This window comes from Aquibacillus saliphilus (genome assembly GCF_020404745.1).
In the GTDB taxonomy this organism is placed as follows: Bacteria; Bacillota; Bacilli; order Bacillales; family Amphibacillaceae; genus Aquibacillus; species Aquibacillus saliphilus.
On sequence record NZ_JAIZAP010000014.1, the window covers coordinates 24,232 to 37,675 of the forward strand.

At 37.4% G+C, this 13,444-nt stretch carries 12 protein-coding genes; 9 read left to right on the top strand and 3 right to left on the bottom strand.

Annotated features, from left to right (window positions below; translation table 11 throughout):
* The first annotated feature begins 119 nt into the window (after window positions 1–119).
* On the top strand, window positions 120–602 hold the full coding sequence (locus LD272_RS14290; RefSeq protein ID WP_226037296.1) for a DUF1189 family protein: 483 nt from the start codon (window positions 120–122) through the stop codon (window positions 600–602).
* Between the two features lie 109 nt (window positions 603–711).
* Here the strand turns inward: LD272_RS14290 and LD272_RS14295 are convergent, their stop codons facing one another.
* Together LD272_RS14295 and LD272_RS14300 are read right to left on the bottom strand one after the other, a co-directional pair.
* On the bottom strand, window positions 712–1,671 hold the full coding sequence (locus tag LD272_RS14295; RefSeq protein WP_226037297.1) for an L-threonine 3-dehydrogenase: 960 nt from the start codon (window positions 1,669–1,671) through the stop codon (window positions 712–714).
* 31 nt (window positions 1,672–1,702) lie between these two features.
* Entirely contained in the window at window positions 1,703–2,893 is a 1,191-nt protein-coding gene (locus LD272_RS14300; protein ID WP_226037298.1) for a glycine C-acetyltransferase, read from the bottom strand.
* 348 nt (window positions 2,894–3,241) lie between these two features.
* On the opposite strand from LD272_RS14300, the gene gap reads away from it, so the two are divergent.
* The 5 genes from gap (at window position 3,242) to LD272_RS14325 (ending at window position 7,688) form a co-directional block, all read left to right on the top strand.
* Complete coding sequence (gene gap / locus LD272_RS14305) at window positions 3,242–4,267, top strand: type I glyceraldehyde-3-phosphate dehydrogenase (RefSeq protein ID WP_226037299.1); 1,026 nt, start codon at window positions 3,242–3,244, stop codon at window positions 4,265–4,267.
* A complete protein-coding gene (locus tag LD272_RS14310) occupies window positions 4,254–4,427 on the top strand; it encodes a GapA-binding peptide SR1P (protein ID WP_226037300.1) in 174 nt (57 codons plus the stop codon). The genes gap and LD272_RS14310 overlap by 14 nt, the downstream gene beginning before the upstream one ends.
* A 5-nt stretch (window positions 4,428–4,432) precedes the next feature.
* A complete protein-coding gene (pckA, locus tag LD272_RS14315) occupies window positions 4,433–6,010 on the top strand; it encodes a phosphoenolpyruvate carboxykinase (ATP) (RefSeq protein WP_255639768.1) in 1,578 nt (525 codons plus the stop codon).
* A gap of 196 nt (window positions 6,011–6,206) precedes the next feature.
* The gene (gene ccpN, locus LD272_RS14320; protein ID WP_226037302.1) at window positions 6,207–6,851 is read left to right on the top strand and encodes a transcriptional regulator CcpN; all 645 of its coding nucleotides are present in this window, start codon (window positions 6,207–6,209) and stop codon (window positions 6,849–6,851) included.
* Between the two features lie 18 nt (window positions 6,852–6,869).
* Window positions 6,870–7,688: a pyruvate, water dikinase regulatory protein gene (locus tag LD272_RS14325; RefSeq protein WP_226037388.1), complete on the top strand. Its 819-nt coding sequence runs from the start codon at window positions 6,870–6,872 to the stop codon at window positions 7,686–7,688.
* Window positions 7,689–7,833: 145 nt separating this feature from the next.
* Here LD272_RS14325 and LD272_RS14330 read toward each other — a convergent pair whose 3' ends face one another.
* Window positions 7,834–8,691 carry a MurR/RpiR family transcriptional regulator gene (locus tag LD272_RS14330; protein WP_226037303.1) on the bottom strand — a complete coding sequence of 286 codons (858 nt, stop codon included), beginning with the start codon at window positions 8,689–8,691 and terminating at the stop codon, window positions 7,834–7,836.
* Between the two features lie 244 nt (window positions 8,692–8,935).
* On the opposite strand from LD272_RS14330, the gene gnd reads away from it, so the two are divergent.
* The 3 genes from gnd to gntK all read left to right on the top strand — a co-directional run bounded on the left by gnd (window position 8,936) and on the right by gntK (window position 12,833).
* Window positions 8,936–9,832 (top strand): phosphogluconate dehydrogenase (NAD(+)-dependent, decarboxylating), encoded by an 897-nt coding sequence (gnd, locus tag LD272_RS14335; protein WP_226037304.1) that lies wholly within the window; start codon window positions 8,936–8,938, stop codon window positions 9,830–9,832.
* A gap of 21 nt (window positions 9,833–9,853) precedes the next feature.
* Window positions 9,854–11,197 carry a GntP family permease gene (locus tag LD272_RS14340; RefSeq protein ID WP_226037305.1) on the top strand — a complete coding sequence of 448 codons (1,344 nt, stop codon included), beginning with the start codon at window positions 9,854–9,856 and terminating at the stop codon, window positions 11,195–11,197.
* Between the two features lie 97 nt (window positions 11,198–11,294).
* A complete protein-coding gene (gntK, locus tag LD272_RS14345) occupies window positions 11,295–12,833 on the top strand; it encodes a gluconokinase (RefSeq protein WP_226037306.1) in 1,539 nt (512 codons plus the stop codon).
* Window positions 12,834–13,444 lie beyond the last annotated feature (611 nt).

Here is a 13,444-nt window from a genome sequence, read left to right on the forward strand (position 1 = left end):
CACAGTTACCGGCTATGGTCAATTTAGTATTATTCATAACAATGATAATTTATACTACAAATCATAAAAAATAGTTCGACAACTACTAAAGGTGCTAAAATGTGAAGGGGAGTTAAGTTTTGGACTTAATTAAAATAGGTAAACAAAGCATCGCATTACCAAAAAAACAAGCTGTGTTTTATTTAAATCGAGTGAGCATGAGAGACACATTGGTGTATATATTTTTACTTATTTTCATTGTATTTCTTCCTGAAGGAATCAAAACATTATTTGCTGAGAACTCATTACAAAGTGAGCTTCAATCGATGTATTTCCTTCAAATGGTCCTTTTTTATCCCTTGTATATTATTTTTACAGGACTGATGGGGATTTCAATCTTAGCTTTTTTTGGACTACTACTATCAACACTATTGAAAAGAAAACTAGCTTATTCGCATCTTTGGAAAATGGTAGCCTTCGCATTGACGATACCATTAATTTTAACTATGTTAGTAAGTATTATCGGTGTTGGTTATTGGTTGTTTAGTGTACTGTTTTTGTTCTTATTTTACGTTATTTTATATAAAATGATAGTAGTTTATCCAAAGAGAAAGAACGCATAAGCAATTAATTAACGTGAAAAAAGCGACCATCCTAACACTAATAAGTGAATAGGGTGGTCGCTTTTTTAAAAAAGTAAGAATGTATAAAACTTCGCGCCCTGCGCTTTTGTTAACTTACTTTATGCACTTGGTTCTTACTCAATTTTTCTAACATATCTTTTGTCATACTCGCTAGATCGTATTTTGCTTTAAAACCCCATTCTTGTTGTGCGGCTGATGCATCGATTGCGTTTGGCCAACTATCTGCAATTGATTGTCGGTCGGGGTCCACTTTGTAATTCAACTTGAAATTGGGTATGTGTTTTTTAATTTCCTGAGCAATCTGTTCTGGCTCAATACTCATTGCAGTAATATTAAATGCATTCCGGTGAACGAGTTTACTAGCATCTGCTTCCATTAATTGAATGATAGCGTTAATCGCATCAGGCATATACATCATATCCATGTATGTGCCTTTTTTGATATATGATGTGTAGGCTTGTTTCTTGATTGCTTCGTAATATACTTCTACTGCGTAGTCTGTTGTCCCACCACCAGGAGGGGTAACGTAAGAGATTAATCCTGGGAACCGGACTCCACGTGTATCAAGTCCAAACTTCTTATAGTAGTAATCACATAGAAGTTCTCCAGATACTTTATTTACTCCGTACATTGTTGTTGGACGTTGCAACGTATCCTGTGGGGTAAAATCCTTTGGAGTATTCGGTCCAAAAGCCCCAATCGAGCTAGGTGTGAAAAATTGTGCATCTAGTTCTCTAGCAACCTCTAATGCATTTATTAATCCACCCATATTTATATTCCAAGCAAGAAGTGGATTGTTCTCTGCATTGGCGGATAAAAGGCTAGCTAGATGCATGACGGTATCCACGGTATATTTTTTCGCTATCTTACTAAATGTTTTCATATCGGTCACATCCAATAGTTCAAATGGACCAGAATTCACAACCTTACAGTCTGGTTTTCTGATGTCTGTTGCAACAACATTATCAGAGCCATATAGTTCTCTAAGTTTCATTACTAGCTCTGAACCAATTTGCCCAAGAGCACCGGTAACTAAGATTTTGTTCATTTTTATCCCACCCTCTCTGTCAGTTTAGGAGTTAAATAATTCCAAGTTCTTTACCAACTCTTTCATAAACGACAAGTGCTTGATCAAGCATTTCTTTCGTATGAGCTGCAGTTGGCATGTTTCTTACGCGACCTTTTCCTTTTGGAACGGTAGGAAACACGATAGATTTAGCATAAACACCCTCTTCATTTAAACGCTTGCTGAACTGTTGAGTTGCTTTTTCATCACCAAGAATACATGGAGTAATCGGGGTTTCACTTTTGCCGATATCAAAACCTAGTTGTTGAAGTCCTTTTTTTAAGTAATCACTGTTTTCCCAAAGTTTGTTTTGTAGTTCTGTGCTGGTCATTAATATATCAATTGCTTCTGTACTTGCAGCAACATCAGCTGGAGTAAGTGCAGTCGAAAATAAAAATGGACGGGATTGAACTTTAAGCCAATCGATTAAATCACGTTTACCAGCAACATACCCACCAACTACACCAATTGCTTTTGAGAGGGTACCCATTTGAAAGTCTACTCGGTCTTGTAGTCCGAAATGTTTTACGGTTCCTGCACCATTGCCTAGTACGCCAGATCCATGAGCATCATCAACATAAGTCATGAGATCGAATTCCTCAGCGATATCGACAATCTCTGGAAGTTTTGCTACATCTCCGTCCATTGAGAAAACGCCATCGGTAATAATCATAATTTTATTATATTGTCCAGACTCTACTGCTGCTTTTGCTTTTTGGCGTAAATCTTCCATATCAGAATGGTTGACACGAATAATCTTTGCCTTCGAAAGCCGGCAACCATCAATGATTGATGCATGGTTTAATTCATCAGAAAGTATTGCATCGTTTTTATCCATCACTGCAGAAATAGCTGCCATATTACAGTTAAATCCCGATTGGTAAGAGATAGCTGCCTCTGTACCTTTGAATTCAGCGAGTTTTTCTTCTAGTTTAAGATGGAGATCTAATGTACCGTTTATTGTTCTGACAGCACCAGCTCCCACCCCGTGGGTTGAAATTGCTTTAGTAGCAACTTGCTTTAGACGATCATCTGTTGCGAGTCCTAAGTAATTGTTGGATGAAAGATTAATAAGTTCTCTTCCATTTACTTTTATAATTGGGCCGTTTGCACCCTCTACTGGATCAATCTCATTGTATAGTCCTTGTGATTTCAGCGCATCTAGTCGTTCAGACAGAAAGCCTGTTAGTTTTTTACTAGTCAACGAAATCCCTCCTAAACCTATTTTTGTAATTGGATCACATACAATTGTCTTTTTGATGTGTACAATTTATATTGTTTAATCCTTTACTTACTAAATAGTATAACAAACTTTTATAAAGTGTTCACGTGAAAAAGACGTTATCTTTAAAATTTGTTATCTTTTAAAGCCTAATTAGTCTTGAATAGATAAGTTATCTAAAAACTTTAAATTTAAATGTACATTATATAACGATTAAATACATATAAATGCATAAAATGTAACTTAAATAATTATTTTCTTTATTTAATGCACATTATTTAATTAAATATGATATATTATATAATATAATAATAAAAAAGGGGGGATTGGATGGAAAGAGGGATTGGAATAAGCGGGACAGGGAGAATTGGTCGTCTGTTAATCAGAAAGCTTATGTCAAAGGAAGAAAATCAAACATCATTAAAGGCAATAAATAGTATTTATCCTGCTGACACAATTGCTCATTTGTTGAAGTATGATTCTGTCCACGGTAAATGGGATGCCGATATTTCCGCTTATCGAGATGGACTACGTATTAATGGAAATGATATTAAGATGACGTTTGAACGAGAACCATCAGAAATACCCTGGCGCAAGTTTGGGATTGATTTAGTAGTGGACGCAACTGGTAAATTTAATGACCGACATGGTGCAAGTGGGCATATTGAGGCTGGTGCTAAAAAAGTAATTATCACAGCACCAGGAAAGCAAATGGATTTAACTATCGTGATGGGTGTAAACGAACAACTTTACGATCCAGAAGAACAAACGTATCTTTCAGCAGCATCTTGTACGACCAACTGTGTCGCGCCAATTCTCAAGGTATTAGATGATTCATTTCAAGTAAAACAAGGATGGCTAACAACGATTCATTCGTTCACATCCGATCAAAAACCTTTAGATAATCCACATAATGACCTGCGCAGGGCAAGAGCGTGTACGCAGTCAATTGTACCGACAACAACTGGAATCGGAGCGGCATTAAAGGATGTGCTACCACACCTGTCACCTGTTATTAGAGGTACCTCGGTGCGTGTGCCTACCCAAGACGTGTCCTTGGCAGATTTAACGATTCAGGTAGATAAGCATTGTGAAGTTGATGAAGTAATCACTAGTTTCAGAAACGCAGCAAGAGGTGAATTGGCAGAGTTTATTGATATTACAGACGAACCATTAGTATCAATCGATTATGTTGGTTGTACGAAATCAGCGGTAGTCGACGGACCTTCCATTATGACTTTTGGGGATCAAATTAAGTTACTAGCTTGGTATGACAATGAGTGGGCCTATGTTTGTAGAGTAGCTGAGCTTTCTAATTATGTGAAAGAGAGGATGGTAGATTATGTCAAAGTTTGAAAGTCTTCCTAATATGGGGGTAATCTTGTGTGCCAAATGTGAAAGTGAAATCGATACAATTGCATCTGCTAAAGTTATGACTTATTACGCTAACTGTGACCAGTGCGACTGTGGTTCGAATCAACAAGATGTGCCAGGCGAAGTGGAGAAGTGGAATTGATGGAGATGGTTAAGGAGATTGATTCGGTTTTAAACAGTAATGAAAATAAAAATACTGTTTATCATAATCTATCTGTTTCAGAACTTATAGAAGTTGCTGTGATGCGTAAGGAAGGAATGCTTACTAATAATGGGGCGTTTCAAGCATACACTGGTGAATTCACCGGACGATCTCCCAAAGATAAATATATTGTAGAAGAGCCATCGGTTATCAAAGATGTCGAATGGGGACGTGTCAATCAACCGATTTCAGAGCTCCAGTTTGATAGACTATATAATAAAGCTTTAGCTTACATGACTGAGAGAGATCTATTTATTTATGATGGAAGTGCTGGGGCTGATATTAGTCATCAGCTTTCTGTTCGAATTGTCACTGAGTATGCTTGGCATAATTTATTTGCCCGTCAACTTTTTATTGATAAGTTAGAAAATCAAACAGATAATCATCACCCTGATTTCACAGTGATTAGCTTACCTGGTTTAAAGGCAGATCCAGTTATGGACGGAACGAACTCGGAAACGTTTATTATTATTTCATTTGAAAAGAAAACCGTTCTTATTGGGGGTACAGCATATGCTGGTGAAATAAAAAAATCCATTTTCAGTGTGCTTAATTATTTACTTCCATCTAAAGGTGTTCTCCCTATGCATTGTTCAGCCAATATTAGCAAGACTGGTGATGATGTCGCTCTTTTCTTTGGTTTATCCGGAACAGGGAAAACAACCTTATCGAGCGATCCTAATCGACAACTGATTGGTGATGATGAACACGGTTGGTCCGATAGTGGCGTGTTTAATTTTGAAGGCGGTTGCTACGCCAAATGTATTGGACTTTCTAAGGAAAAGGAACCACAAATATGGAATGCAATTAAGTACGGTTCGGTACTAGAAAATGTATCGATTGATCCGATAACACGCGAACTAAATTATACGGATACTACGATCACCGAAAATACGCGAGCAGCCTATACGATTAATAATATTCCAGGATCTGTCATTCCAGGTGTTGCGGGTCATCCGGAAGTGATTATTTTTTTAACTGCTGATGCATTTGGTGTATTTCCACCGATATCAAAATTGACAAAAGAACAAGCGATTTATCACTTTTTGTCTGGTTATACATCTAAATTAGCAGGGACTGAACGTGGAATCACAAAACCTGAAGCTACATTTTCAACTTGTTTTGGTGAACCATTTTTACCACAACGACCCGAAGTCTATGCAAAGATGTTAGGAAGAAAGATTGATGAGCATAATGTACCAGTATATCTTGTTAACACTGGTTGGACAGGAGGTTCTTATGGAACCGGAGAGCGCATTAAACTAGCCTATACGAGATCAATGATAACTGCGGCTATCAGTGGTGAATTGGAGCAATCTAATTTTAAACAACATCCTATTCTTGGTTTATTTATGCCTGATTTTGTAACCGGTGTTCCAGAAGGAGTGCTAGACCCGCGAAAAAGTTGGTCTAACCCGGACCTATATGATCAAGCAGCAGCTGAGCTAGCTAACCGGTTTATTGATAATTTTAGTAAGTTCTCTGAGGTGTCTGGTGCAGTTACAGCGGCTGGCCCTAAGTGATAAGATGGACTAAAATTATCTTTTTGAAATCATGTAAATTATAGCTGGAAATCAGGGTATTCACTGTAAGGGGGGAGTGAATATCCTGATTTTTATTAATTAGCAAAAAATATAATAGTGATAGTTCTTGCCATGATATTATAAAAAATATATGATTATTTATAGAATATGGTTGGAATGAGACAGGAGGATTGCCATGATCGAATTTACCAACCGACAACTAGATATTGTAGAAATCCTTAAAAAACATGAGCCAATTACAGCGGAACAAATTGCAGATATGTTAGGAGTCAGCAAGGCAACACTCCGTTCCGACTTAGCTGTATTGGTGATGACGGGTTATCTTGATGCGAAGCCAAAGGTGGGTTATTTTCTAGGCAAAACAATTAAAGATAATGGTAGCATTTCGAATCGGATAAAAGAAATAAAAGTAAAAGACGTCCAGGGCGTACCTGTAGTAGTACAAGGAACTTCAACCGTTCACGATGCAGTCATTACCCTGTTCTTAGAAAATGTCGGATCAATGACTGTTGTTGATGAAGCAGGTTATTTAGAGGGAATTGTTTCTAGGAAAGACTTGCTGAAAGTAACTCTAGGGAATGCAACTGCTGCAACGATACCTGTAAATTTAGTGATGACGAGACAGCCAAATATTGTTACTATTTCTCAGGAGGAATCAGTGATTGAAGCGGCCCGGAAAATGATTCATTCCCAGGTTGATAGTTTGCCTGTAGTGATTACAAAAACTGATGAGAATCAAGAGACGAAACAGTTAGTTGTTGGCAGGATTACAAAAACAAATATGACAAGACTCTTATTGGAGAGTGTGACAGAATCGTAGGAAGCAAGGAGTGACGAAATATTGGACCAAAAAAAGCGTATAATCTATGTGTGTTCAGATGCTGTCGGAGAAACCGCAGAGGCTGTTGCACGAGCAACAACACGACAATTTTCAGGTGAACAAATACAGTTAAAACGATACAGTCATATTCAGAGCGATGAGGAGATCGATACACTTTTATCCGAAGTTGAGAAAACAGGCGGTGTCATTGCTTACACGCTGGTTCAACCAGAACTTAGAGCGACAATGAAAGAGCAATCGATTCGTCGAGATATTAGGGCTGTCGATGTGATGGGACCAATGATGCAAGCTTACATAGATACCTATAATGATTCACCTAAACGCGAGCCTGGTCTCAGGCAAGAACTAGATGAAGAATATTTCCGTAGAATTGAAGCAATTGAGTTTGCTGTTAAGTATGACGATGGTAAAGATGTTCGTGGCTTGGTTAAGGCTCAAGTTGTGCTTATTGGTGTTTCCCGAACATCAAAAACGCCACTTAGTATTTTTCTTGCGCATAAAGGAATTAAAGTGGCAAACTTACCAATTTTGCCTGATACAAAACCGCCAAAAGAATTGTATCAGACTGGTAATCGAACAATTATTGGTTTAACAATGGAGCCGGAAAGTCTATTGAAAATTAGAAAAGAGCGCCTGAAAACACTTGGACTACCAGATAAAGCAAAATACGCATCGTTCGAGCAAATAAAAAGTGAGCTTAAAACAGCTGACGATATCATGAAACAATTAGACTGCCAAATAGTTGATGTATCGGATAAATCAATTGAAGAGACGGCAGGTATTATCATGGAATCTATATCTGGAGATTTTAGATAATAGCATGGTTATTTGAAAAATAAGTTAGTAATAATGACATAACAAAGATCGCTAGCACGATAAACAACAAAGGAGAAGCCACTGGGCTTCTCCTTTGTTGTTATGGTTAGTTAATTTGCCGAGACTTGAATTGGCCACAACAAAATTAAATTCTTTCAGAAGAAATAGCACTTCTTACTTTTCTAAGTGATACCTTACCAGAATCTTTTCGAGCCATTAAAACGTTTACATAGATGGCATCAATCACACTCAACTGAGCAATGCGTGAAGCAAGTGCTTCTGAGCGAAAATCAGTTTCCTCCGATAAGGTGTATAAAGGAATATCAACGCTTTCATTAAGTGGCGATTTAGCAAAACTAGTAATTCCAACTGTTTTTACACCGTTTTCTTTTGTGATTTCTAAAGTTTTAAGAATATCTTTTGTTGTCCCAGTATGAGAGATGAGTACAGCTACATCTTCTTTAGTCATTTGTGAAGCAGACATAAGTTGCATATGTGTGTCGGTTTGAGCAAAAACGGGTATGCCTGTTCGAATTAATTTGTGATATGCATCCAGTGCGATAATATTAGAACCTCCAACACCAAAAAACTCCACTCTTCTAGCCCCAAGAATCGCAGTAATTGCTGCTTTGAAGTTGTTTTCATCAATTACCTTAAGGGTATCTTCTAGTGTTTTAATATTGGAATGAAACACTTTTTCTATTACTGTTTTTTCATTATCATTCAATAGAACTTTTTCGTGAATGTCATGAATTGGTTCAACTATTTCTGAAGCTAATACTACTTTCATATTTTGGAAACCTTTAAAGCCGATTCGTTTACAAAAACGAAAGACTGTGGAGTCAGCAATACCAATATCAGCTGCGACCTGATTAATTGTTCCATGGACAACGTTCTGTGGTTTTTCTAATATATAATCAGCAATCTTTTTTTCTTTAGCGCTGAAGGTTGGGTAATTGGATCTAATTCTCATTAAGCAGTGTTGCATATGTGAAGTGGCCATTAATCTAAACCTCCATTAAAATTTTCATCTACTATTATAATAAGACAAAATGCGAAAAAAAGAAATATTTTCGAAGCGATTTCATAAAAAGAAATATTTTTTGAGAAAACGGTTGCAATAGAACATTATTTTTTTTATAATGATTTTGCGAAACAATATTCTTTCGTGAATTTTTAAAAATAGGAAACAGAAGGAAAATCAAAAATGATTCGAAGTATTATCGACAACTAAGGGAGGCCAAACGATGAAACTAGCAATGATAGGTTTAGGAAAAATGGGATTAAATCTCACAATTAATTTAATTAATAATGGTCATGAAGTGGTCGCTTATGATGTTTCTACAGAGTCGATACATAACGCAGAAACACAAGGCGCAGTGCCTGCTGACTCATTAGAAGATATCGTAGCAAAATTAGATTCACCAAGAGTTATTTGGATGATGGTACCAGCTGGAGAAGTTACCAATCAATTGGTTAATGATATTAGTAGTTTGCTAGAAAAGGGAGATATATTAATAGACGGTGGCAATTCAAATTACAAAGACACAGTTCGCCGTGCCAAGGAACTAGATGAACAAGGAATTTACTACTTAGATTGTGGCACAAGTGGTGGGATGGAAGGTGCAAGAGATGGTGCATGTACCATGATAGGCGGTAAACAAGAGGCATTTAGTCAAGTAGAATCATTGTTTTCATCTACTTGCGTTGAAAACGGTTACCTCTATACAGGTAAATCAGGGAGTGGCCATTTCTTGAAAATGGTACACAATGGCGTCGAATATGGAATGATGCAAGCAATCGGTGAAGGTTTCGATATTTTGGAAAAAAGTGAATTTGACTATGATTTTGAAAAGGTAGCTCGTGTATGGAATAACGGCTCAGTGGTAAGGTCTTGGTTAATGGAACTAATGGAAGACGCATTCAAAGAAGATGCCAACCTCGATGAAATTAAAGGTGTTGTTCACTCATCTGGGGAAGGGAAATGGACAGTTGAAACAGCTCTAGATTTGCAAGTAGCTGCACCCGTTATTGCTATGTCTTTAATGATGAGAAATCGGTCATTAGAAACAGATACATTTAGCGGTAAAGTTGTCGCAGCACTTAGAAATCAATTTGGCGGTCATGCCGTCGAAAAGAACTAGCATAGAATGGAGGAATGAATTATGTCAGCAACAATGTTAATATTAGTCGCAGTAGCAGGTATTTTTGGTTTATTATATTTAGTAATTCGTACAAAGCTTCACGCATTTGTATCCTTAATGATTGTTAGTTTACTAGTCGGTATTGCAGCAGGAATGCCACTAGATGGGGTTATTGAATCGGTAGAGAATGGTATGGGCGGTACATTAGGTTTTGTTGCGATTGTTGTAGGTTTAGGTGCAATGTTTGGTAAGATGTTAGAAGTCTCCGGTGGGGTTGAGCGTCTTGCACAAACATTACTGAAAAAATTTGGTGAAGATCGCTCACAATGGGCACTAGGTATTACCGGATTTTTAGTGGCAATTCCAGTATTTTTTGACGTTGGTTTTATCATTTTAGTTCCGATAGTGTACGGTTTGGCAAAGAAAACGGGAAGATCTCTCTTATACTATGGAATTCCATTGTTAGCTGGTCTAGCTGTCACACACAGTTATATTCCACCAACTCCCGGACCAATTGCTGTAGCTGATTTAATTGGCGCGGATCTTGGATGGGTGATACTATTTGGTATTATTGCAGGTATTCCATCAATGATAATTGCGGGTCCATTGTTCGGTAAATACATGGCAAAACGAATTCATGTAACGGTTCCAGATTATATGGATTTTGAAGAAAAAGAATATGATAAAGAACTACCAAGTTTTGCTATGATTACTTCAATTATTTTAGTTCCATTGGTATTAATTTTAATAAATACACTTTCAGCAGTCATGCTTCCTGAAGGCAATACTTTCCGGGCAATTACGACATTTGTAGGTAATCCAATTGTAGCTTTAACAATAGCAACGTTATTAACGTTTACATTCTTAGGAACAAAGAGAGGTTACTCAAGACAGGATGTACAGGACATTGCAACGAAGGCATTAGAGCCGGCAGGTATCATTATTTTAGTTACTGGTGCTGGTGGTGTGTTTAAGACAGTATTAATTGATTCAGGTGTTGGCGATGTGTTAGGTGAACTGATGGCTGGTTCTCCACTACCTCCGATTTTATTAGCATTTCTAATTGCAGCTGTTGTTCGTGTTGCACAAGGTTCTGCAACAGTGTCTATGGTAACTGCTGCTGGTTTAATTTCACCAGTGATATCGATTATGGGACTTGAAGGTCCAGTTTTAGGACTAATAGTTATTTCGATTGCAGCGGGTGCAACGGTTCTTTCACACGTGAATGACTCTGGTTTCTGGTTAGTAAATAGATACTTCGGTATTGATGTGAAGGATACACTAAAAACATGGACTGTTATGGAAACATTAATTGGTCTAGTTGGTTTAACTACCGCACTTATACTCGGATTGTTTATTTCGTAAAGTAACTTAGAAAGCGCTTATAAATAAGCGCTTTCTGATTTTAAAATGATAACTAGAACAAAGACAGTTAACTTTATAAGAGAGTAAGGGGTTCTATATGAAAAAATATCTATTGGGTGTTGATATCGGCACTACTAGTACAAAAGCAGTTTTATTTAGTCGAGATGGTAAGGTGAAAAAACAATATGCTGTAGAGTATCCTTTACATACACCAGTTCCAGGAGCTGCAGAACAGGATACAGCGGAAATTTTACAAGCTGTTAAAACAGCGATACGAGAAGCTGTCGAACAAAGTGGAATTAGTTCAGAAGAATTATTGTTAATTTCATTTAGCTCTGCAATGCACAGTCTAATTGCAGTCGATCAAGATGGTAAACCGTTGACTAGGAGCATTACATGGGCAGATCAACGCAGTGAGCCATGGGCAAAAAAGTTGAAGCAAGAAGGTGATGGACACCAAATTTATTTGCGAACTGGAACACCAATACACCCGATGTCGCCACTTGCAAAAATTATTTGGTTGAGAAATGATCATCCTGAAATATTTAATGAAACATACAAATTTATTTCGATTAAAGAATACGTCTTTAAGGAGTTGTTTGGTGAGTATATCGTTGACCATTCGATTGCTTCTGCAACAGGTCTGTTTAACCTAGAAAATTTAAATTGGGATAGTGGTGCACTAGAAGTTGCTGGAATATCAGAGCACCAATTGTCTACGCTTGTTCCAACAACACATAAGTTACAAGGATTGTCTAAGGAAGTAGCGGAAGAACTAGGGATAGCTGCCGATGTCCCGTTTATCATTGGAGCAAATGACGGTGTTTTGTCAAACCTTGGAGTTAATGCAATCGAACCAGGGGTTGTCGCGTTAACAATAGGGACAAGTGGGGCAATTCGCACCGTGACTGATCGACCAGTTACCGATCCTAAAGGAAGAATATTTTGCTATGCTTTAACTGAAAATCATTGGGTAATTGGTGGACCGGTTAACAACGGCGGCATGGTGATGCGCTGGCTCCGAGATGAAATTTGTCACGAGGAAGTGGAGGAAGCGAAGCAGTCAGCTATCGATCCGTACGATCTAATAACTGACAAAATCAGTAAGATTCAGCCAGGAGCAGAAGGGTTGATTTTTCATCCTTACTTAGCAGGTGAACGTGCTCCACTTTGGAATGCTAATGCGAGAGGCTCCTTTTTTGGTTTAGGAATGCACCATAAGAAAGAACACATGATGCGTGCTGTACTAGAAGGTATAAATTTAAATATTTATACTGTGTTGCTTGCATTGGAAGAAATTATTGGAATTCCAGAAAAAATTCACGCTACTGGAGGGTTTGCTAAATCTGCTGTTTGGCGTCAAATGCTCTCTGATGTATTTAATCAGGAAGTGCAAATTCCAGAGAGTGTAGAAAGCTCCTGTTTGGGTGCTGTTGTACTTGGACTCTATGCTCTTGGTGAGGTCGATGATTTGACTGTGGTGTCGGAAATGGTTGGAACAACAAAAAGTCATACCCCTAATAAGGAAGCAGTTAATGTTTACACAGAATTAATTCCAATCTATCTTCGGCTAAGTCGTCTTTTTGAAGAGGACTATGATGCAATTGTTCAATTTCAACAAAAACACATACAATAATATCAAGTAGTAAAAAAATTAATACCCTACTAATAGACGTTAGTAAGGTGTTAATTTAATATGTTATTTTTATTGCTAATAGGAAGTCTAATAACTACCTGGGTATCTATGAGGAACGAATTCCCAAAATGACTTTTATAAAACAGATGAAAGTCAAAATGAGTGAGCAAACAAGGGAAAAAGACCTTCATAAAACAGATGAAAGTCAAGATGAGCGATCAAACAAGGGAAATGAACTTCATGAAGCAGATGAAAGTCAAAATGAGTGAGCAAATGAATGAAAAAGACCTTCATAAAGCTGATGAAAGTCAAGATGAGTGAGCAAACGAATGAAAAAGACCTTCATAAAGCTGATGAAAGTCAAAATGAGTGAGCAAACAAGGGAAAAAGACCTTCATAAAGCTGATGAAAGTCAAAATGAGTGAGCAAACAAGGGAAAAAGACCTTCATAAAGCTGATGAAAGTCAAAATGAGTGAGCAAACGAATGAAAATGACTTTCATAAAACAGATGAAAGTCAAGATGAGCGAGCAAACAAGGGAAAAAGACCTTCATGAAGGTCTTTAATCTTGTTCGTATAAGCTACCTTTAGTTACACAATCCAAATTTATA

What these genes read in the sequence shown, in the direction of transcription:
- LD272_RS14295 (WP_226037297.1), bottom strand. Translation starts at nt 1,671, where the DNA reads ATGAACAAAATCTTAGTTACCGGTGCTCTTGGGCAAATTGGTTCAGAG.
- gap (WP_226037299.1), top strand. Translation starts at nt 3,242, where the DNA reads ATGGAAAGAGGGATTGGAATAAGCGGGACAGGGAGAATTGGTCGTCTG.
- LD272_RS14310 (WP_226037300.1), top strand. Translation starts at nt 4,254, where the DNA reads ATGTCAAAGTTTGAAAGTCTTCCTAATATGGGGGTAATCTTGTGTGCC.
- pckA (WP_255639768.1), top strand. Translation starts at nt 4,433, where the DNA reads ATGGTTAAGGAGATTGATTCGGTTTTAAACAGTAATGAAAATAAAAAT.
- ccpN (WP_226037302.1), top strand. Translation starts at nt 6,207, where the DNA reads ATGATCGAATTTACCAACCGACAACTAGATATTGTAGAAATCCTTAAA.
- LD272_RS14330 (WP_226037303.1), bottom strand. Translation starts at nt 8,691, where the DNA reads ATGGCCACTTCACATATGCAACACTGCTTAATGAGAATTAGATCCAAT.
- gnd (WP_226037304.1), top strand. Translation starts at nt 8,936, where the DNA reads ATGAAACTAGCAATGATAGGTTTAGGAAAAATGGGATTAAATCTCACA.
- LD272_RS14340 (WP_226037305.1), top strand. Translation starts at nt 9,854, where the DNA reads ATGTCAGCAACAATGTTAATATTAGTCGCAGTAGCAGGTATTTTTGGT.
- gntK (WP_226037306.1), top strand. Translation starts at nt 11,295, where the DNA reads ATGAAAAAATATCTATTGGGTGTTGATATCGGCACTACTAGTACAAAA.